Here is a 21,288-nt window from a genome sequence, read left to right on the forward strand (position 1 = left end):
GAACGCTTAGTCATTCAAGAATCCCACCCGTACACCGCAAGGTGGAAGGCTTGCGGCTTTAGCCGTGGGAGTCTCAATATTGGAACTTTCAATTTTTTGCCTCAAAAAGTTGTGGTAGTGTGAAGGGAATCGAGAGGAGGCACACAAGATATGTTTCCATTTCGCGTCATCAATCAGGAAACCACGGAAGACTTACTGGATATGGCCAGCGTGATCAAAGTGGTCGAGCAAGCCTACCAGATGAAGTCGGCGCAGCAAGCGACGCTGTTTCCGATGATCTTTCACGAATTTGAACCGGGGAAAGCAGACATGGACATCAAATCCGGTCATTTGCCCCAGGCGGATGCGTTTGGACTGAAGCTCGTCTCCTGATTTGGGGACAACGATCAGAAAGGCTTGCCGCAACTGGTCGGGACTGTGATGGTGCTGGACAGCCGCACAGGCGTCCCGCAGGGGATTTTGAGCGGCGAACACATCACCTGCATGCGGACAGGCGCGGCAGGGGGGATCGGAGCGAAGTATTTGGCCCGCCCGGAATCGGAGCATTTGCTGATGATCGGGACGGGGCACCAGGCGCCTTTTCAGATCATGGCAACATTGATGGCGATGCCAAACATCAAGCGCGTCTCCATCAGCAACCCGCGTTCCCATGCAAAAGCAGAGAAGTTCGCAGCAGAGATCAAAGACAAGCTGCTCGCCAAGTTCGTCTCGAAGTACAAGGGCGACGAATACGAGCGGTACGCACAAATATGCTGGCAGTGCACGCGTTGAAAAACCGGGACAAGATCATGGAGCGCAACCTGAAAATCGTGCGGGACAACCTGCAAATTCTCGACGACTGGGTGGCGAGCGAGCCGCTCATCTCCTACGTCAAGCCGCAGGCAGGCACGACTGCGATGCTGAAATACGAGCTGGATATGCCATCGGAAACGTTTTGCATCGACTTGTTCAAATCGACGGGAGCCTTTTTGACGCCAGGAAGCTGCTTCGACATGGAAGGCTGGGTGCGGATCGGGTACGCTTGCGATACAGAGGTGCTCAAGGCTGGTCTGGCGCAGGTTTCGAAGTTTTTGCAGGCGCAAAAGTAAGCGGCGGGAAAAAGCGGGGAGAGTCTCTTTTGCCAGCGGAGCGAGGGAGACTCGCCTGCCTCGCGCTTGCGCTTCTGGGGTTACAGGACTTGGATTTGATATCGAACAGGGGGGATATCATGAGTCAGCCACATGCAGAAGCGCAGCCGAAAAAACCGAAAAAGCTGCGGGAAATCAACGTGTTTGCCCTGCTTTTTGCCGTCATTGCCGTGGCGGTCGTTTTGACGTATGTGTAGCCTGCCGGAGAGTACGGGCGGGTGGAAGTGAACGGGCGGAGCGTCATTGATCCTCAGTCGTTTCAATGGCTGGAATCCGCGCCAGTCAAGCCGCTTGGGCTTGTGAACAGCGTGCATACAGGCTTGGTGGAAGCTTCGGGGGATTATCTTTTTTGTACTGATAATTAGCGGAACATTCGGTATTTTGACGGCGACAGGGGCGATTGAAGCGCTGATCGTCACGCTTTCCAGGCTGCTTCGGAACCAGGAAAAATGGCTGATTCCGATCATGATGCTGTTTTTTGCCGCGGGAGGCTCCCTCATGGGGATGGCGGAGGAGACGATCCCTATATTGCAGTTCGGGGACGGCATCTCCAACATTTTTATTCCGACCTCGGGGTATTTCATGGCAGGGCTTGCTCTTGCAGGCATTCCGTGGATTCGCTGGATGAAGTGGATTTTGCCGCTGATTTTGCTGCAGTATGCAATCGCGGCGGTAGCGGTCATCGGCGCTCATCTGATCGGGTACGGACCGTTTTGATCGAGGGGAGGAAACGACATGACAGCAGACACAAAAACGCTCGCCGAGTGGGCCGTCCATGAACGCCGCTATTTGCACCAGTACCCGGAATTGTCGGGGCAGGAATACCAGACGGCTGCCCATATCCGAAGCCGGTTGCAGGAGTGGCAGCTCGAGCTGCTTACTTGTCCGGCTCCCAGCGTCGTCGGACTGCTGCGCGGGACCGACGGGAAAAAGACGATTGCCTTGCGCGCAGACATAGACGCGTTGCCCGTCAACGAAGAGGGGGACAAGCCGTATTTGTCGAAGCATCCCGGCATCGCGCACGTCTGCGGGCATGACGGGCATACTGCGATTTTGCTTGCGGCCGCCAAATGGCTGGCCGAGCACAGGGCAGAGGTGGCGCCGAATGTGCTGTTTCTTTTTCAATCCTCCGAGGAAATACTCCCGAGCGGAGCGCAGGCGCTGGTCCGGCATGGCGTGCTGGAACAGGTGGACGCGGTATTCGGCCTGCACCTCTGGCAGCCTTTGGAAAAGGGCAAAATCGGGATCAGCAACGGGGCGATGATGGCTTCATCCGACGATGTGCGAATCGTCATCACGGGCCGGGGCCGGCACGGCTCGATGCCGCACGAGACGATTGATCCGATCTATGTCGCGGGCCAGGTGATCGCGGCTGTGCAAGGGATCGTCTCCCGGCGGATCAATCCGGTCGAGCCTGCCGTCATCTCCATTTGTCGGCTGGAGGCGGGCACGACCTACAACATCATTCCGAACCAGGCTGTGCTCTACGGGACGCTGCGTGCCCAGTCCGAGCAGACCAGACAGTTGCTGGCCCGTGAGCTGAAGCAGACGGTCGAGGCATTGTGCGCGGCGTGGGGAGCGAACGGAGAAGTCGTCGTGGACTGGGGGACGCCGCCCGTGGTCAACGATGAGCGGATGAGCCGCTACGCCGCAGAAGTCGCCGTCCGGCAGTTTGGCAGGGAAAGTGTTGCCTATGTCAAACCTGTCATGGGGGGCTAAGATTTTTCCTATTACTTGCAGGAAAAGCCCGGTGCCTTCCTGTTCGTAGGGATGGGAGGCGAAAACAGCAAGTATCCGCACCATCACCCCCGCTTTGATCTCGACGAAGAGGCCATTCCGGTGGGCATCGAGCTGTTTGTTCAATTGGTGAAGCATTTTTCCTGAGGAGGGAATGAAGTTGTTAACTGTATCGTTTCTGGATATTGTCAAAGCACACAAAAAGTTGCAGGGGCAGGTGCTCCACACCCCGTTGATTTCATCCGCGGCCCTGTCCGCCCTGGCTGGGGCTGACGTTTGGCTGAAGCTGGAGTGCCAGCAAAAGACAGGTTCGTTCAAGGTGCGCGGCGCCTTGAACAAGATCGCTTCGCTTACAGCGGAGGAGCTGGCGCGAGGCGTCATTACGGCGTCTGCGGGCAATCACGCGCAAGGGGTGGCCTATGCGGCGGCACTGCGGGGAGTGTCCGCCCTGATTGTTGTACCAAGCACAGCGCCGGAGACGAAAAAAGCGGGAATCAGACGCTACGGCGCAGAGCTGGTCGAGCATGGCAACAGCTATGACGAGGCGGAGAGCTACGCCTACGAGCTGGCAAAAGCAACGGGCCGTACATTCGTGCACGCTTTTGAAGACGACCACATCATTGCGGGACAAGGAACCGCAGGGTTGGAGGCCATGCTTGCGGAGCCGGACTTTGACGCGATTCTCGTGCCTGCGGGCGGAGGCGGGCTGATTTGCGGAGTGGCACTGGCGGCAAAGGCGATCAACCCGCAGGTGCAGGTGATCGGAGTCCAGACGCACGCTTCGCCGCCGTGGTACTACTCGTTTCGGGAAAAGCGGCTGGCAGACGTCGTGTACAACGACTCGCTGGCAGACGGTCTGCACGGCGGCATTTCCCAGGGCAATCTCGACCTGGCGCTTGAGATCGTCGACGACTTCGTGCTCGTCGAGGAGGAGCATGTCGCCCAGGCGATGTACTGGCTGGCAAAAGAGCACCATCTAATAGTCGAAGGCTCAGGAGCTGTCGGAGTCGCTGCGCTGATGCAAGGCGTCGTGGGCGAGCTGGCCGGAAAAAAGGTGCTGACCATCGTGAGCGGCAGCAATGTGGACGCCGCCAAGCTGGCGGGGATCGTGGCCCGCTACTCCTAGCACGCAGCGTGCAGCCCGCAGGTTGAACTTCATGTCCACTCTCGGCTACACTTTTCCCTAGAGAGGCAGAAACGGCGGGAGGGTGATAGCGAACATGGAGTTGCGCAATTTGAAAACGTTTCAGGTCGTAGCCGAGCATCTGAACTTGACGAAGGCGGCCGAGCTGCTCGGCTACAGCCAGCCGACGATTACGCTGCAGATTCAGGCGCTGGAGCGGGAGCTGGGCCATCCGCTGTTGAACCGGGTGGGCAAGCGCACGTTTTTGACCCCGGCAGGGAAAACGGTGAAGCAGCATACCGACCAGCTTTTCTCTGTGCTGCAGCATATGGAGGAAGGGCTGAACCACCTGGATTTGCCTGTGGGGCCGCTCGTCGTGGCCGCTCCCGAATTTTACTGTACCCAGTACATGCCGCAAATGCTCAAGGCGTACGTCGAGACACATCCGCAGGTGAATTTGCAGGTCATCTCGTGCACGAGCCAGGAAGCGCTGAAAAAAATTCAGGCGCACGAGGCGGATATCGGGATCATTGCCGGAGTCAGCTCGCAGCCGGGGATTTATTCGATGGTGGTCGATTTGGAGGAATTCGCCCTGGTTGCCGCGCCGGAAATGGTAAAAGGACGCTCGATGGCAGAAGCGCTGGCCGTATTTCCGTTTTTGTCCTACCAGGAGGGCTGCAATCTGGACGGGTTTATTACCCAATGCTTGCTGGAGATCGGCTACGTTCCGCCCTCCGTCATCAAGTGCAGCAGCGAGGAAACGATCAAGCGCTCCGTGCTCAATCAGACGGGGATCGCCCTGCTCAGCACGGCATTGGTGGAAAAAGAGCTGCGCACGGGCGAGCTGGTCCAGTTGTACCGTTTTTCCAAAAAGGCGGAAACATCGCTCGTCTGCCTGGAGCGCCGCCGGGACGAGCCGGCGATTGAAACTTTCATGGAACTGGTGAAGGACGTGTGGCTGTCGGTGCGAGAAGAGTAGCGGGAGCGCGTTTTGATACGGGAAAGGAAAGCGAAATGGGAATAAGCCGTGCGCAACGAGACACTTCATGAGGCAGAAGTGTCTTTTTTTAATGGGCATCATTTTGGATGGACAGTTTTACCCGTGGAGCGGGGAAGCGGCAGGCGAGATTGGCAGCATGATGATCGGCCCGGTACATAACTGCCCGAATGGCGTGTCAGAGTTTGGCAGCAGGGCCAGGTCAAGTCAAGGGATTTCTCTCTGACCTTCAGGAAGGGGCGAGTGTCATAGAAGAGCTCATTTTAGTAGCTTTATTTTTCACTTTAATTGAAAATATATATACAAAAGTAAAAGTAATAAGCAAACATCCAGAAAATATCTGAAAGACAAGTGTAAATTGTTTGACTATTCTGAAGGACGTAGGTATAATTTGCTTATCTTTGTTAGTAAACTTAACTAACTGCTGTGGTGGTGATTGTATAGGCGTGCGAGCTCCGAGAAAAACAGGCAACAGTAAACTCGTCAAGAAACTGAACAAGGAAGAAGTTTTACAGCAGGTCATTCAGCACGGTCAGATTTCCCGCGCCGATATTGCCAAGCAGATCATGCTCAGCCGCCCGTGTGTCTCTGCCTTGGTCGATGAAATGATCCAGGAAGGACTGCTGCAGGAAGTGGGCATGGGCGATTCCAAAGGCGGCCGCAAGCCGATTTTGCTGGAGTACAACTACCAGGCTTACGCCATTGCCGGAGCGATCTTCGAAGGCTCGACGCTGGACATGGCGATTGCGGACATGAAGGGGGAGTTTCTCGCCCGGCATCGCAAGCGGCTGGCGCAGCCGGCGAATGGCGAGACCGTCATTGAGGATTTGGCAGCGGGTCTGGAGCGGCTGCTCGCCGAGAGCGGGATCCCGCGAGAGCGACTGCTCGGGATGGGTGTCGGCTTGCAGGGGGTTACACAGCGGGGAAGCGGTACGGTCAGCTTTTCGCCGAGCACCGGATGGATGGGGTCGCCGATTTTGCAAACCATCGAGGCGCGTCTGGGCGTGCCTGTCATTATCGACAACGATGTCAACATGATGACGCTGGGCGAATACGTTCGCGGGGCAGGCGTCGGCCACTCCAACGTCGTCTACATGTACGTCGGTACAGGCATCGGTGCGGGCATCATTTTGGATGGACAGTTTTACCGGGGGAGCCGGGAAGCGGCAGGCGAGATCGGCTTCATGATAATCGGCCCGGTACATAACCGCCCGAATGGCGCGTCAGGGGTGTTCGAGACGCATTATTCCATACCGGGTATTTGGCAGCAGGGCCAGGCCAAGGGATTTCTCTCTGACCTTCAGGAAGGGTCGAGTGTCATAGAAGAGCTCATTTTCCACGCCAAACAAAACAGCGAAGCCAGGCAGCTTCTTCTGGATGTGTACCGGCATTGGGCGTACGGGATGGCGAATATCATCAGCATCTTGAACCCGGAAATTTTGATCCTGAGCGGAGAGATGGTCCACGTCGATGATGAAGGGGTGAAGCAGATTCACGAGTGGCTGACCGAGTGGGTGCCGGAAGTGCCTTGCCTCGAAAAAGCCAGTCTGGGGGAGAGAGCAGGTCTGATTGGCGCCGTCCACAGTGTCTTGGAAGCGTTTCCGTTCACACGACTGCTTGACAAAGAGTGAGAAAACAAAAGGGGGAGTCAGTTTTGAAAAAGGTCAATCACAAGCTGAAAACTTGGATGAAAGGTGTATTCGTCAGCTCCTTGGCGCTGACGGTGGCCGCGTGCTCAGGTGGAGGACAGGAAGCAAAGCCTGCCGACAACGGCGCAGGCGGCCAAGCGGGCACACAGCCAGCGGCCGAAACGCCGGCTCCATCCGGCGAGCCGCAAAAGCTGGTCATTTACACCGGACGGGATAAAAACATTTTCGAAATCGTGTTGCCGAAGTTCAAGGAAAAGTACCCGAACATCGAAGTGGAGACGCTGGAGATGGGCGCGCAGCAAATTTTGGAGCGCGTTCGCGCCGAAAAAGCCAATCCGCAAGCAGACTTCTGGTGGGGCGGCACGCAATCCGCTCTGAGCACGGCCGCTGACGAAGGATTGCTTGCGCCGTACAAGCCGACGTTTGCCGACAAGATTCCGGACTTGTACAAAGACCCGCAAGATCGCTGGTACGGCGAGATGCTGCTGCCAGAGGTCATCATGTACAACTCGCAGGCGCTCAAGCCAGAGGAAGCGCCCCAAGATTGGGATGAGCTGCTCGATCCGAAGTTCAAGGACAAAATCGTCATCCGCAACGTCCTGCCGTCCGGCACGATGCGCACGATCTACTCCGCGATGATCTACCGCCAAGGCCCAGACACGCCGGAAAAAGGCTACGACTGGCTGCTGAAGCTGGACGCCAACACAAAAGAGTACACGCAAGACCCGACAAACCTCTACCTGAAGCTTGACCGTCAAGAGGGCGTCATCTCCTTGTGGAACTTGCAAGACGTCCTGATTCAGAGCAAAAAGAACAACCATCCGTACGACTTCATCTATCCGAAGAGCGGAGCACCGATTCTCGTAGACGGAATCGCGCTTGTCAAAGGCGCGAAAAACCTGGATGCAGCGAAAAACTTTATGGAATTTTTGATGAGTCCTGAGATTGCTTCCCAGTTGGCGAAGGAGCGCTTCCAGTTCCCTGCCCGCACTGATATCAGCAAGGACGATCTGCCAGACTTCATGAAAAACCTGGAGCTGAAGCCGCTGGAGCTCGATTGGGGCGTCATGGCCGCCAAAGAGAAAGAGTGGATGCAGCACTGGGACGAAAACATCAAGGGCAAAGGCAAGAAGTAAGCGGCAGTCGGCTAGACGGGAAGGAGCGTTCCTTTCCGTCTAGCTGCTTATGCCAAGCAAGAATGATTTGCCACGAAGGAGGAAACAAAACCTGATGAGCAGCGTAACACTCGATCACGTCCACAAAAGGTTTGGCAATGCAAAAGGAGTAGAAGACGTCCACATTCACATCGAGTCAGGTGAATTTTTTACGTTCCTCGGTCCGAGTGGTTGCGGCAAAACGACGACCTTGCGGATGATTGCCGGCTTTTACTACCCGACAGAAGGACAAATTCGCTTCGGGTCCCAGGAGGTTACGTCCGTTCCTCCGCACAAGCGCAACACAGGCATGGTTTTTCAAAACTATGCGCTGTTCCCGCACATGACCGTGTTCGAAAATATCGCGTTCGGCTTGCAGGTGAGATCCGTCAGCAAGACAGAGACAAAAGAGCGCGTAGAGCGAATCATGAAGCTCGTTCGACTGGAGGGCTATGGCGAGCGGCGTATCGACCAGCTTTCCGGCGGACAGCAGCAACGGGTGGCACTGGCGCGGGCGCTGGTCATCGAGCCGCAGATTCTGCTGTTGGATGAGCCGCTGTCCAATCTGGATGCCAAGCTGAGGGAAGAGACGCGCTTTGAGATCAAACGGCTTCAGTTGGAGCTGGGAATTACGACGATCTACGTCACGCACGACCAGGCCGAAGCGATGTCGATGTCCGACCGGATCATGGTCATGCAAGGCGGGGAAGTGCAGCAGGTCGGCACTCCGCACGAGATCTACCACCGTCCAGTGAATCGCTTTGTCGCCTCGTTTATCGGGGAGACGAATCTGTGGGAAGGAACCGTGGTCGGCCTCGACCAGGAGGAAGTGCACGTGCGAATTTCCTCGGGCCAAGTGCTCAGCGGGCTTGTAAAAAATGCTTCGCCGCGCGCCAAGCTGGCTGTCGGGGAGCAGGTCACGCTATCCATCCGCCCCGAATCGGTTCAGGAGAGCAGCGAGCGGGAAGGGACGAACATCGTCGCAGGCACTGTCGTCCTGTCTGAGTTTACCGGGGCGTGTGTCAATTACGTCACGGCAGTCGGGCAGGAGCAGTTGCGCAGCATGTCCATCAACCTGGGACGCCCCATCAAGCAGCGCGGCGATACCATCGGACTGCACATACCGAAGGAGAGCATCTACTTCGCGGGATAAGGGGGAAAAAGCTTTTGAGAGCACAATTGCAGCAAGCGCCGGCATCGGTCAGACGAAAGTCGATCACCGCTTCACCCGCCTTCGTCTATGTGCTGGTATCGCCACTCTTTTTGATTTTGCTGGCTTATGTCATCTATCCGTTGTTTGAAACGTTCGTCGCCAGCATCCATGTCGACGAGCAGATTACGTGGAAAAACTACACGCGCTTCTTCAGCCTGGAGCATACCGCCAATCTGGAGGCGCTGTGGACGAGTGTGTACATCTCCGTGCTCAGCGTCATCACTTGCGGAATCGTCGGCGTGACGATGGCGTTTTTGCTGGAGCGCTACGAGTTTCCAGGGCGAAAAATTCTTTCGGTGCTGGCGCTCGTCCCGATGGCTTTGCCTCCGTTGATCGGCGTTCTGTCTTTTACTTTTTTGTACGGCGAGAGCGGCATCTTCCCGCGCGCGATCAAGGAGCTGTTCGGGCTGGCCCAGGTGCCGTTTTCGCTCAAAGGCATCTGGGGCGTCGTCGTCGTTCATACGTTCACGATGTACACGTACTTTTTCATGACCGCGACCGCCGCGATCAAAGGGCTTGACCCGTCTTTGGAGGAAGCGGCTGCGAGTCTGGGCGCCAACCGCTTTACCGTATGGCGCCGCATCATTTTGCCGATGCTCACGCCGGCGATGGTTGCCTCTTCGCTACTCGTGTTCATGATTTCCATGGCTTCGTACACCGCACCGCTCATCTTCGGCATCGACCGGACGATGACGATGCAAATCTATTTGTCCCGCACCAATGGCGACCTCGACATGGCTGCGGCGCAGTCGACGATTTTGTCGATCGTCTCGATCGCGTTTCTGTTAATCATGCGCTGGTATCAGGGCGCGCGCAACTATCAAAACTTGAGCAAAGGCGTCAGCGTGCACCGGACGGAAATCAAGAGCAAAGCCGGGCGTTACGCCACGATTGTGCTGTCCTTCATCGGCACGGTCATTTTGATGCTGCCGATTCTCGTGCTGGTGCTCATCTCCTTTTCGGTGGATGGAACCTGGACGGTGCAAATATTGCCTCCGCAGTACACGCTGGAGCATTACGTAGACTTGTTTACCGACAGCAAGACGTGGCGTCCGATTGTCAACAGCTTGCAGTTGTCGGCGATTGCGTCGATCGGGATTGTCCTGTTCGGCGTGGCGGCGGCTTACGCCATGGTGCGCCTGAAGTTCCGCGGAAAGACGCTGCTGGATGTGCTGATTATGCTGCCGTGGGCTTTGCCGGGCACAGTTGTCGCGGTGAACCTGATCGCGGCGTTCAGCGAGCCGACCGTGTTCAGCTTTGGGCAAGTTTTGATCGGAACATTCTGGATTATTCCGCTCGCTTATTTTGTCCGCCACCTGCCGCTCGTCTTCCGGTCCACCTCGGCGACCTTGATGCAGATGGACCCGTCCGTCGAGGAAGCGGCGCGCAACCTGGGCGCATCGTGGTGGTACAGCTTCAGGCGGGTCGTGTTTCCGATGGCGTTGGGCGGAATCCTCGCCGGAACGCTGCTGGCGTTCGTGCAGTGTATCGGGGAATTTGTCGCCTCGATCCTGATCTTTACCCCGCGGACGACGCCGCTATCCGTCGCCATTTTCCAGCGCATGTACAGCTTCGAATTCGGCACTGCCTGCGCCTATGGCGTTTTGCAAATCGTCGTCATCATCCTCGTGCTGTTCATCTCTAGCAAGCTGACCAAAGACAAGGCCGGTACAGCGATCTAGCGAAAAGCGCTGTGCGCAAACGGCTTTTGTGGCAAGTCTCGTGGCATCACACTCTACCTGGCGAAAAAGGAGGCGCTTCACGTGGAGTGCAGCGAATCAAGGCCCGACCTACAATTACCGTGCTCCCGCCGTATTCCTTGACGCTGACTCTTTCAGCCGTCGTGCGCAACACGCTGCATACGGAGCAGCCTATTCCGGTAAAAGTAACATTGAAGCAGTATCGGCCAGGTAGCACGACGGCAAAAGTCTCGCTTGTCGTACCGGAAGGCTGGACGGCAGAACCGGAGTGTATCGACGTGCCGTTTGCTTTTCGCGGCGAAACGAGGACGATTGCGTTTACGGTGCAGACGGGACCACAGGTCGAAAACGGCAAGTACGAAGTTTTCGCGCAAGTAACCCGGCCGGACGGCGCGGCAGAGAGTGCCCGGGACGTCCAGGTGATCGAGTATCCGCATGTCGGCCGGACGTATTTTATCCGCCCGACGAAGCTTACCGTCCAGGCTTTCGACTTGGCGATCCCCGAAAATCGGCGGATTGGCTACGTCGCAAGCGGCTTTGACAGCATGGACAAATATTTGCGCGCAGTCGGCGTGCATTGTCTCAACCTCGACGCAGACGAGATCCAGTCGGGCGATTTGTCCCGCTACGACACGATTGTGCTCGGCATTCGCGCTTACGGCTTCCGCAGGGAGCTGATCGAGAACAATCATCGTCTCTTGCAATATGTAGAAAACAGCGGCAATCTCGTCGTGCAGTACCACAAGCCCGAGGACAAGTGGAAGCCCAGCCTCGCGCCGTACCCGATCTTCATCGGCGAATCGCTGATCGACTGGCGGGTCACCAATGAACAGTCAGACGTCCGCATGCTCGCGCCCGAACACCCGCTGTTTTTGCGAGCCGAATCGGATCACCCAGGCAGACTGGGACGGCTGGGTGCAGGAGCGCTCGATTTACAATCCTTCGCGCTGGGGCAGCGAATACACGGAGCTGATCGCCACCAGCGATCCGGGCGAGCCGGAGTTTCGCGGCATTTTTTTGACCGCCCGCTATGGTAAAGGCATCTACACCTACAGCTCTCTCGCCTGGTTCCGCGAGATTCTGCAGCTTGTGCCAGGGGCGTTCCGCCTGTTCGCAACATGATTAGCCAGAAGCAGTAAGCCCAAAAGGCCATTCGTCTGAACAGCTCCAATCTATCGTGGGTCGATCCATGGCAGCAGCAACGAAGCACTCGCGTACAGACCGCCATGATTGATATAGACATCAATCGTAAAAGGGAATGGAGGAGAGTTCATTGAGGAAGGGGAAACTTGCCAAGCTTTACACGATTGCGGCCGCGGCCGCGCTTGCCACCAGTCTGGTCATCCCGCTGGCGCCGCAGACTGCGCACGCCGATCGGGGAGTCGTCGACCTGTGGAAAGCGATCAAGCCGCTCACCACGATTGCCAGCGCGATGAATACCGGAGCCCATCCGGACGACGAGCACAGTGCCATGCTCGCCTATTTGTCGCTCGGCAAAGGGGTAGACACATCCAGTGTCATCGCCAACCGTGGTGAAGGAGGACAAAACGAGATTGGCAGCGAGCTGGGCAACGCGCTGGGGATCATTCGTACCCGCGAATTGCAGGAAGCTTCCAAAATCACGAACATCCATCTGGAGAACCTCAGCGAGAAGATTGACGACCCCATTTTCGACTTCGGCTTTTCCAAAAGCCCTGACGAAACGTTGGAAAAGTGGGGCGAGGATGTCGCTTACGAAAGGCTGATCCGCAAAATCCGCACCCTGAGACCCGATGTCGTGATTCCCGCATTTTTGAACGAACCTTCGACTCACGGCCATCATCGCGCGATTAACGTCATTACCGTTCGGGCATTCAAGGATGCCGCAGATCCAAACGTTTTCCCCGAGCAGTTGAAAGAAGGTCTGTCCCCGTGGCAGGTGAAAAAGCTGTATGTGCCCGCCCAGGAAAAAGACTACTCCGTGAGTGTCCCTGTCGGAGCCTACGACGAGATTTACGGCGCTTCCTACGTACAACTGGGCGAAGAGTCCCGCTTCATGCACAAGAGCCAGGGCATGGGCCGCCACTATGACGAAGGGCCGAGCTTCAGCTACTACAAGCTGGATCAGTCCATCGTCGAGACGAAGGCCAAGGAAGCCGACTTTTTCGCAGGCATCGCCTACACCTTCGACGATTTGGCCAAAGAAACGGCCAGTCAGTCCGGCGGCGAAAAAGTCGCCAATGAATTGAAAAAGCTGCAAAAAGACGCAGAAGAAGTCATTGCCGCCTACCCGAGCTTTGCCGCGGTAGCCAAGGAAGCGCACGAAATGCTCGCTGACGTGCAAAAAGCGCTGCGCGATGTCGAGTCGTCCTCGCTTCCCGCCGCTGCCAAAACGGATTTGCTCCACCGTCTGGGCGTAAAGCAGGCGCAACTGAACAAGGCGAGTGCAGAAGCGCTCTCGCTCGTGACAAAAGTGAAGCCGGAGACGAATGAGCTGGTCGCAGGCCAAACGACAAAAGTCACAGTGAGCGCGTACAACGGCGGCCAGGCCAAGGTGAACAACGTGAAGTTGGCGCTGAACGTACCGAAAGGCTGGCAGGCGAGGGCGCTTTCCGCCACCAGCTTCCCGTCGCTCGGCTACAACCAGACGGTGAAAACGACCTATGAAGTAACGGTGTCTGGCCATGCGGAGTTGTTCCAGCCGTACGCAGCTCCGGCCATTACGGCGGATGTCAGCTACAGCTTTGCAGGCTCGACAGCAAACAGCCATGTGCTGCCAGCCGATGCGGTCGCGGTGCTCCCGGCATTCGCCATGACGCTCGATCCGAACGCAACCGTGCTGAACACGCTGAAGCCGCAAGATCCGATTCCGGTGAAAGTGACAGTGAAAAACTACAATCCGGGTGCGGCCCAGACGAGCATTTCGCTGGAAGCGCCGGAAGGGTGGAGCGTTGAGCCGAAAGCGGCGCCGCTCGCCTTTGACGCCAAAGGAGAAACGAAGTCGGTAGCCTTTACAATCAAAGCGTCCGCTTCCGTCAAGCCGGCTCCTTACACGATTACGGCGGTGGCAGCAGGCGGCGGAAAAGAAAGCCGTCACGGGGCGCAAGTCATCCGTTACGCGCACATCGGCACGACGTATTTCGTACAGCCAGCGACACTCAACGTTCAGGCGTTTGACCTGAAAGTTCCAGCGGGACTCAAGGTCGGGTATGTTTCCAGCGGCTTTGACAACATCGATCAGTATTTGTCCCAGTTGGGCGTCGATGTGACGAACCTGACGGCCAAAGACATCGAATCCGGCGACCTCGGCCAGTACGACACGATTGTGCTGGGCATCCGCGCCTACGGCTTCCGGCCAGAGCTGATTCCGAGCAACGCCCGTTTGCTGAAATACGTAGAAAACGGCGGCAACCTCGTCGTGCAATACCACAAGCCGGAAGACAAGTGGAAGCCGGAGCTGGCGCCGTATCCGATCAAGATCGGCACGCCGCTGATCCAGTGGCGCGTCACGGACGAAAATTCGCCGGTGACGATGCTCGCACCGGATCACGCCTTGTTCAACACGCCGAATAAAATAACCGAAGAAGACTGGAACAACTGGATTCAGGACCGCTCGGCCTACAACCCGTCCGAGTGGGGCAAGGAATACACCGAGCTGATCGCAAACGGCGATCCGGGAGAAAAAGAGTTTACGGGCACATTCCTCACCGCCAAGTACGGAAAAGGAACGTACACGTACAGCTCGCTGGTCTGGTACCGCGAAATTCCTTCGCTCGTGCCGGGAGCGATCCGCATGTTCGTCAACATGGTCAGCTTGCAGCAGTAGCTGCGCGCCGCTTTGCCAAAATGATAGCGCTTTGCCTGGGAAGAGCGAGACGACCGGGAGCGGTCGTCTCCTAGGCCCGAGGTGAAAAATGGGCTCTGCCGAGGGCGAGAGGCACACGAAATCAAGCAGAGAGACACGAATCCGTCGCAGAAAAATGAGTAGCTGAACAATCGGCAGGGAAGGAGATGCGAGTAGGATGGATTACAGAGAACGCATATTTTTGCAGGAGGGAGCCAGTTTCCCCGGGAAGACGTACGTAGAGGCGGTTTTGGAGCCGGCATTCAACGAGGCCAAACACCACCTGTTGCAGCCGATGATGGCGATCAACAAGGCGCATCTAATCATGCTGCGCGAGACGGAATTGATTACAGACGACGAGGCCAAGCAGATTGCCCGCGCGCTCTGCGGGATTGAGCCGGAAGAGTTGCGTCGCTCGGCCTATACCGGGCAGTTTGAAGATTTGTTCTTTCAGGTAGAGAGCCGTTTGCTGGAGCTGGCCCCTGATGTGGCTGGCAACCTGCACCTGGCCCGCAGCCGCAATGACATGGGGATCACGATCTACCGCATGGTGCTGCGCGAAAAATTGCTGGTGACGATCGCATCTGCCCTCTATCTGAAAGAGCATTTGCTCCTCTTTGCGCAAGAACACACCGAGACAGTCATGATCGGTTATACGCATACCCAGCAGGCGCAGCCAACGACCATGGCGCATTACATCATGGCGGCGACAGACCTGCTTGGCCGCGATATCAAGCGGCTGATCCAGGCGTATCAGACAGTCAACCGTTCCCCGATGGGGGCCGCCGCCCTGACGACCTCCGGCTTTGCCATCAGCCGCGAGCGGATGCGCGAACTGCTCGGCTTTGACGAACTGGTGGAAAATTCGTATGACGCCGTCTGCGGCGCGGATTACTTGGGCGAGGTGGCGACGGCGGTACAACTGGCTGCGATCAACCTGGGGCGCACAGTCCAGGATATGCTGCTCTGGTGCACGCAGGAGTTTGGCGCGCTGAAAGTCGCAAGCCCGTACGTGCAGATCAGCTCGATCATGCCGCAAAAACGCAATCCGGTTTCGTTTGAACATATGCGCTCGCTGTTGTCCAGCAGCGCCGGAAATGCAACGACTGTGTTGACGATGATGCACAACACGCCGTTTGGCGACATCGTCGACACCGAAGACGACATGCAGCCGTACGCCTGGAAAAGCATGGCCGTGCTGGAGCAGATGTACCGCCTGATGGCGTGCGTCGTCGGGACGATGGAAGTCAACAAGGACGTTTTGCTGGAACGAGCCAAAGGCAGCTTCGCAACCGTGACGGAGCTTGCGGATACACTGGTGCGCACAGATCGCCTCTCGTTCCGCAAGGCGCATCACATCGTGAGCCGCGTGGTCAAGGAAGCGACCAGCGCCAACCTTTTGGCCAACCAGATCAGCCTTGCGCTGGTCAACCGTGCGGCGGTGGACGTGATTGGACGAGAGCTGTCGATTACGGCAGAAGAGTTGCGACTGGCACTCGATCCGGTGCACTTTGTCATGATCCGCAAGCTGCCGGGCGGCCCGAATCCGGAAGAAATCAAGCGGCAAATCGCTGAGCGCAGAGCCGTTCTCCAGCAGGAAAACGCATGGCTTGTCGCGAAAAAACAAGCTTGCACAGATGTAATGAACAGGCTCGACCAGATGACAGCCGAATGGAGTGTGGGGTAATGGCAGTGGTGCGAATACCTCTTCTGGCAGTGGACGGAGGGGGCACCAAATGCTTGGCGGTGCTCGCGGACCGAGCGGCAAGAGAAGTCGGCCAAGGCCGTTCTGGCTCTTGCAATTATCAAGGAATCGGAGAAGAAGCGGCTGCTCGCGAGCTGGTCGCAGCGATTCGCCAGGCGATGGAGGATGCGGCAGGGCGCGGCACCTTGCCCCCGTTTGTCTCGGAACAGGGCGCAGGCGAGCTGGAATGGGAAGTGGACTGCGCCGTTTTCGGGATCGCAGGTCTGGACACGGAGCACGATCGGCGGGTGATCTCGCAAATGGTGAGTAAAGTGCTCGATCAGCTCGGCATTCGCGTCCACCAACTCATCGTGGAAAACGACGGGTTTGCCGCCTTGCTCGGCGCAACTGGCGGCAAGCCGGGCATCCTCGTCATCGCCGGGACAGGTTCCATCGCCTTTGGCGTCAACGAGGCGCAGGAAACGGCACGCGCCGGAGGCTGGGGCCATCGGGTCGGCGACGAGGGAAGCGGCTACTGGATCGGCAAGCAGGCGATCATGGCTGTGCTGCGGGCAGCAGACGGCCGCGGCGAGCCGACGCTTTTGAAGGAGCTGCTACTCCCGCACGTAGGGCTTGCGCGCGTCGACGAGCTGTTCAATTGGACCTACAGCGAGCACTATTCCGTAGAAAAAGTAGGCGAGCTGTCTCCTTTGGTCAGCCAGGCGGCGCTCGCGGGAGATCAGGTGGCAGCGCACATTTTGCAGGTGGCGGGCGAAGAGTTGTTTGCTGCGGCTCGCGCTGTCATTGAGGCGCTGGACATGAAGACGAAGCCGTTTCAGATGATTATGCAGGGCGGCGTCCTGCAAAACGACGATCGCGTCCGCAAAATCGTCGTGGAGCACGTCCAGCGCTACGCTGCCCAGGTCGTCATCGAAAACGCGCAAAACGAACCGATCTACGGTGTCATAGCAAAAGGATTGGCGTATTTGGAGCGTCAATCCGGCAGCAAGTGAGGTGCCTGAAATGAAAAAAGTGATGGTCGTTTTTCCCCACCCGGATGACGAATCGTTCGCCTGCGGGGGAACACTGGCCAAATGCAAGGCAAAAGGCCAGGAGACGCGCCTATTGTGCATTACGTCCGGCTGCAAGGGGCGCTCCGGACCGTTTGCGATTGAATGCAGGGAAAAGCTGGCCCGTCACCGGGAGCAGGAGCTGGCAAAGGCGGCGGAAGTGCTCGGCATCAAGCGCCTTGATTTGCTCCGCTATGCAGACGGCTCCCTGCAACATGCCGATCTGCACGAGCTGACCGCCAAAATTCGCGACGCAATCGTGGAGTGGAAGCCTAACGTCGTCATCACGTTTCCGCCAGACGGCGTGACAGGCCACCCCGATCACATTGTCACCTGCAAAGCGACGACGCTGGCTGTCGCGCAGGCAGAGGAGCAGCTTGCTTGCGGGGAATATCCGGATTTGTACTACGTCTCGATCCCGCATTACTACGACCATTGCCCGGATCGCGGCCCCGAGCCTGCTGTTCCCATCACCGGCAAAGTAGACATCACCGACTACCGGACGCAAAAAGGGGAAGCGCTGCGCGCCCACCAAAGCCAGGTCTATTCCGTCAACCGCGCCTATCCGGGCGTCATCGACGGCGATTTTTCGGTCATCGGCTGCTACGAGTATTACACGCTCGTCCGCTCGGCGGGCCAGCGAATCGAGCCAGTCCGGGGGACGAATGGCATTCCGGTAATGGAGCTGTAGAGCGGCTTTGCCCGCTCGTCCCGCAATCCGCAAGAACATGTCTGTTTATCCAGCGGCTGTTTTCCGTCATTGGGCGGAAGCAGCCGCTTTTTTCAACCGTACATGTGACGGCGAATCTAGCTCAGCCATTTGATAGACTGCTTTCATCGGGCATATAATGAGGAGAGAAAAGGTTATTTTGCTTGAGCGCCTGATGAAGAGAAGAGGTGGCTTCTTATCGCGAATCCGACAAAAGGGCAAAAAGACAAAAAAGTTCTGAGATATATCAAGGCGTACAGGGAAATTTTGAACATGATCGAAAACGGCCTTTATCCTGAAAACAGCAAACTTCCGTCCGAATCAGAATTGTCCCACATGCGTGGCATCAGCCGGATGACTTTGCGGCAGGCGCTTTTGCTGCTTCAGGAAGACAGGTATATCGTCATGCGTCTCGGCTCCGGCAGCTATGTCAGCAAGGTGCCCAGCGAAAAACGTGCAGGACTGGAAAAAAAAGACAAACCCGGTCTATACAAGCTCGCAGTATGGCAGCAACGGGCTTGAAAGCAGGGAACTTGCATGCAAAGGGCTTGACCCAAGAAAGGAGCGGCAGCGATGAATTTTTTCCTCACTCTCTTTTCCAAATACAAATGCCTGATCTATACGGCGTTTGGCCACGAGCAATATTTGCAAATCGTGCACAAGCTGTCTGCCCACGGAGTGCGGTTTCGGACCCGTTCGCATTCATATGGAAGCAATTATTTCGGTGACAGTGCGGGCATGCTTCCCCGCGACAATCGGACGCAGTACGATATTTACGTCAAAAAAGAAGACGTGGCCAAGGCTCATCAGGCGATTCATGCAAGGTGAGGCGTCCGTTCTGATGGCTCCCCAGCCGCGCTCGCTAGACGAGTTCGAAGCTAAGGCCGAGCGGGCAATCCATGCAAGGTGAGGCGCCCAGGTCTTCCGGCGCAACTCGCCCCGCTCTCTATACGAATCGGCGAGCCATTATATATAATGAAATGGGAAATTTGTGCAAGCGAAAGAGAGCGAGGAGGAAACAGACGTGTCCGTAGTAGAAGCACTCAAAGAGAGAAGAGCCGTCCGCAACTATATTCCAAAAGAAGTCGAGACTGAAAAAATCAAGGCCTTGCTGGATTGCGCCGTATTGGCGCCGAATGACCGCTTGCGTCAGCCGTGGCATTTTTACGTCATCCGCGGAGAGGCGAAGCAACGGTTTGAGGCGATCGCCAAGGAGTTTTTGCTGGAGCGCTTTCCAACCAAGCCGAATCTCGTTCAGGATTCTTTGGCCGTTTTGGAAAAAACGCCGCTCGTTATCGTCGTGACAGCCGATGTGATTCCGGGCGACGAAGCTTCGTCGGAAGACAACGAGTACGCGGTGTGCTGCGCGATTCATTCCATGTGGCTCGCTGCCCGGGAGCTCGGGCTGGGCATGGTGTGGCGCACGCGAGGCGTAGGACTGGTGCGTGACGAGCGCCTGATGCAATTCCTCGGCTCGCCAGAAAACAAAAAGGTCGTAGGCACGCTGTTCATCGGCTATCCGGAAGCGGATGCGCCTGTGACAAGCCGCGTCGCTGCGGAAGACAAGACGACCTGGCTGTAAAAGATGTAAAATACACCGGAAAACATGCGGCAACAGAAACGATCCATGCATAAGGCCACAGGCAGCTACAGGCTTCCTTTTGCTTGCGACAGGCACTGTGCTCGCCTGGGCATTCGGCCTGCAAGATCGGGCCGCGATTGCTGCTTCCATGCAGTCGTTTGGCTTCAATCCGCCGACGGTGCACATTGACAGCCTGATTCAAGGGATTCCGCACGCGCTGCCGTACTTGGCTTCTGCTGTACCGCTCGGGCTGGCCAACTATATTTTTGACCTGGAAAACATCGAGAGTGCGCATGCCGCAGGGGACGAGTACAAGACGAGACAGATCATGCTCGCCAACGGCATTTCCTCGATCATCGGCTGCTTCTGCGGCAACCCGTACCCGGTCACGGTCTACGTCGGACATGCCGGCTGGAAGTCGCTCGGCGCAGGAATCGGCTACACGGTCGCGACAGGCTTGTCGATGTTCCTTATTTCCCTGTTTGCGCACGGGCAATTTGTACAAGACGTTTCTCCACGTGCAGGACGCGGGCCGAGCGATTGCGGAATTGGCGGGCAACCCGTACGTCGGGACATTGCATCTCGGCCCTGCGCAAAAAGAAAGCTATTATTCGTTTGCGCGTAAAATGGCTGCCGCGCTGGGGCTTGATGCCGCTGCCGTAAAAGAAGATCGCCTGGACGATACAGAAGCAAGGGCAAAAGGCATTCCGCTGGACACTTCGCTGGATACGAGCAGGGCGCGGGAGATTTTGCACACGCGTTTTCGGCAGGTGGGCGCAGAAGGGACGGCGAGCGGGATGCCGCTGCGGGGAGAAGGGGCTGTTCGTTGAACCTCGGTTTTCTTATGGGCAGTCGTCCGGAAAAATAACTCGCTACGGAATTTCCTCAAAATGAACGCCGCCAAACCGATGCTCGCTATTCGTCAATTCCTTTTGCAACATAACCAGATGATAGCAGTAGTCGGTTTTGCTCGAGCACAACCAATCGGTATGCGTAGCTGTTTCCGTAATTCGCGAAACCAGTATAAACCAAGCCCACAAGGAGGTAGCGCTATGAAAACTATCGGACTGATCGGCGGCATGAGTTGGGAGTCGTCGCTCGTTTACTACCGTCTGCTGAACGAAACGGTCAAGGAAAAGCTGGGCGGGCTGCACTCCGCCAAAACGATCCTCTACTCCGTCGATTTTGCCGAGATCGAGGAAATGCAGCGCGAAGGACGCTGGGCAGAAGCGGGCGAGCGCATGGCGCAGGCGGCGCAGGGTCTGGAGGCGGCGGGGGCTGAACGGCCTGCTCAGCGCAGAGGTCTACTTTTTGGGCGGCAGGGTGAACGCCAAACATTACCGCGTTGGCGGTCCGTTTGCCGAGAAGATGATGAAGTCGTTTTACGTCGACAAAGCGTTTCTTTCCATGGATGGCGTGCTGCTGCACAAGGGCCTGACCTGCTATGACCCGGAGCGGGCTGAGCTGGCCAAGCATTTTATCGAAAATGCCAATGAGAGCATCGTGCTGGCCGACCATTCCAAAGTCGGGATCAGCACTTTGTGCAAAGTGGCGGACCTCAAGGAAATTGACATGGTCATTAGCGATGCGGCCGCCCCGGAGGAATGGAACGAAGAGTTGCAGGCGAAGGGTGTCACTTGGCTGGTGGCAAAAGAGCTGTAGGCGGGCACCAGCGAAAAAACGAATGAAACACGAACAGGCCGGATTGCTCCGTGGGGGA

General features: G+C 56.9%; 20 protein-coding genes and 4 pseudogenes. All 24 read left to right on the forward strand.

Features of this window, described 5'->3' with window-relative positions:
- The first annotated feature begins 150 nt into the window (after positions 1-150).
- The 24 genes and pseudogenes from AC3WQH_RS18360 (at position 151) to AC3WQH_RS18475 (ending at position 21,230) form a co-directional block, all read left to right on the forward strand.
- Positions 151-372 (forward strand): hypothetical protein, encoded by a 222-nt coding sequence (locus AC3WQH_RS18360; RefSeq protein ID WP_310670469.1) that lies wholly within the window; start codon positions 151-153, stop codon positions 370-372.
- An 18-nt stretch (positions 373-390) separates the two neighbouring features.
- Positions 391-771 (forward strand): annotated as a pseudogene (locus AC3WQH_RS18365) (ornithine cyclodeaminase family protein); the annotation flags it as partial.
- The gene (locus AC3WQH_RS18370; protein WP_260507715.1) at positions 750-1,088 is read left to right on the forward strand and encodes a PLP-dependent aminotransferase family protein; all 339 of its coding nucleotides are present in this window, start codon (positions 750-752) and stop codon (positions 1,086-1,088) included. The pseudogene AC3WQH_RS18365 and the gene AC3WQH_RS18370, both read left to right, overlap by 22 nt.
- Positions 1,089-1,508: 420 nt before the next feature.
- A complete protein-coding gene (locus AC3WQH_RS18375; protein WP_026557798.1) occupies positions 1,509-1,844 on the forward strand; it encodes a hypothetical protein in 336 nt (111 codons plus the stop codon).
- A gap of 18 nt (positions 1,845-1,862) precedes the next feature.
- Positions 1,863-3,011 (forward strand): annotated as a pseudogene (locus AC3WQH_RS18380) (M20 metallopeptidase family protein).
- A gap of 7 nt (positions 3,012-3,018) precedes the next feature.
- Positions 3,019-3,990 (forward strand): threonine ammonia-lyase, encoded by a 972-nt coding sequence (locus AC3WQH_RS18385; protein ID WP_310670470.1) that lies wholly within the window; start codon positions 3,019-3,021, stop codon positions 3,988-3,990.
- 94 nt (positions 3,991-4,084) lie between these two features.
- Positions 4,085-4,966, forward strand: a complete 882-nt coding sequence (locus AC3WQH_RS18390; RefSeq protein ID WP_005828568.1) for a LysR family transcriptional regulator — start codon at positions 4,085-4,087, stop codon at positions 4,964-4,966.
- A 67-nt stretch (positions 4,967-5,033) separates the two neighbouring features.
- Complete coding sequence (locus tag AC3WQH_RS18395) at positions 5,034-5,210, forward strand: hypothetical protein (protein WP_005828566.1); 177 nt, start codon at positions 5,034-5,036, stop codon at positions 5,208-5,210.
- A gap of 220 nt (positions 5,211-5,430) precedes the next feature.
- Positions 5,431-6,615 (forward strand): ROK family transcriptional regulator, encoded by a 1,185-nt coding sequence (locus AC3WQH_RS18400; protein WP_221843618.1) that lies wholly within the window; start codon positions 5,431-5,433, stop codon positions 6,613-6,615.
- Between the two features lie 23 nt (positions 6,616-6,638).
- Positions 6,639-7,769, forward strand: a complete 1,131-nt coding sequence (locus AC3WQH_RS18405) for an extracellular solute-binding protein (protein ID WP_007785871.1) — start codon at positions 6,639-6,641, stop codon at positions 7,767-7,769.
- A gap of 94 nt (positions 7,770-7,863) precedes the next feature.
- A complete protein-coding gene (locus AC3WQH_RS18410; protein WP_005828562.1) occupies positions 7,864-8,940 on the forward strand; it encodes an ABC transporter ATP-binding protein in 1,077 nt (358 codons plus the stop codon).
- Between the two features lie 14 nt (positions 8,941-8,954).
- The gene (locus tag AC3WQH_RS18415; protein WP_005828560.1) at positions 8,955-10,682 is read left to right on the forward strand and encodes an ABC transporter permease; all 1,728 of its coding nucleotides are present in this window, start codon (positions 8,955-8,957) and stop codon (positions 10,680-10,682) included.
- 116 nt (positions 10,683-10,798) lie between these two features.
- A pseudogene (locus AC3WQH_RS18420) lies at positions 10,799-11,839 on the forward strand (hypothetical protein); the annotation flags it as partial.
- A 134-nt stretch (positions 11,840-11,973) separates the two neighbouring features.
- Positions 11,974-14,505, forward strand: a complete 2,532-nt coding sequence (locus tag AC3WQH_RS18425) for an NEW3 domain-containing protein (RefSeq protein WP_290426423.1) — start codon at positions 11,974-11,976, stop codon at positions 14,503-14,505.
- 196 nt (positions 14,506-14,701) lie between these two features.
- Positions 14,702-16,210: an argininosuccinate lyase gene (argH, locus tag AC3WQH_RS18430; RefSeq protein WP_327920716.1), complete on the forward strand. Its 1,509-nt coding sequence runs from the start codon at positions 14,702-14,704 to the stop codon at positions 16,208-16,210.
- The gene (locus AC3WQH_RS18435; RefSeq protein ID WP_005828553.1) at positions 16,210-17,220 is read left to right on the forward strand and encodes an N-acetylglucosamine kinase; all 1,011 of its coding nucleotides are present in this window, start codon (positions 16,210-16,212) and stop codon (positions 17,218-17,220) included. Before argH ends, AC3WQH_RS18435 begins: the two co-directional genes overlap by 1 nt.
- Before the next feature lie 10 nt (positions 17,221-17,230).
- Entirely contained in the window at positions 17,231-17,968 is a 738-nt protein-coding gene (locus AC3WQH_RS18440; RefSeq protein ID WP_005828552.1) for a PIG-L deacetylase family protein, read from the forward strand.
- A 264-nt stretch (positions 17,969-18,232) separates the two neighbouring features.
- Entirely contained in the window at positions 18,233-18,508 is a 276-nt protein-coding gene (locus AC3WQH_RS18445) for a GntR family transcriptional regulator (RefSeq protein WP_255344307.1), read from the forward strand.
- A 51-nt stretch (positions 18,509-18,559) separates the two neighbouring features.
- Positions 18,560-18,814: a hypothetical protein gene (locus tag AC3WQH_RS18450; protein WP_005828547.1), complete on the forward strand. Its 255-nt coding sequence runs from the start codon at positions 18,560-18,562 to the stop codon at positions 18,812-18,814.
- 196 nt (positions 18,815-19,010) lie between these two features.
- Positions 19,011-19,568 (forward strand): nitroreductase family protein, encoded by a 558-nt coding sequence (locus tag AC3WQH_RS18455; RefSeq protein WP_005828545.1) that lies wholly within the window; start codon positions 19,011-19,013, stop codon positions 19,566-19,568.
- A 79-nt stretch (positions 19,569-19,647) separates the two neighbouring features.
- Complete coding sequence (locus tag AC3WQH_RS18460; RefSeq protein ID WP_310670472.1) at positions 19,648-20,193, forward strand: hypothetical protein; 546 nt, start codon at positions 19,648-19,650, stop codon at positions 20,191-20,193.
- Between the two features lies 1 nt (position 20,194).
- Positions 20,195-20,398, forward strand: a complete 204-nt coding sequence (locus AC3WQH_RS18465) for a hypothetical protein (RefSeq protein ID WP_310670473.1) — start codon at positions 20,195-20,197, stop codon at positions 20,396-20,398.
- Positions 20,399-20,620: 222 nt separating this feature from the next.
- Positions 20,621-20,851 (forward strand): annotated as a pseudogene (locus tag AC3WQH_RS18470) (aspartate/glutamate racemase family protein); the annotation flags it as partial.
- Between the two features lie 40 nt (positions 20,852-20,891).
- Positions 20,892-21,230, forward strand: a complete 339-nt coding sequence (locus AC3WQH_RS18475; protein ID WP_237716684.1) for a DeoR/GlpR family DNA-binding transcription regulator — start codon at positions 20,892-20,894, stop codon at positions 21,228-21,230.
- Positions 21,231-21,288: the final 58 nt, after the last annotated feature.

This window comes from Brevibacillus sp. FW301-21C12A (genome assembly GCF_058788915.1).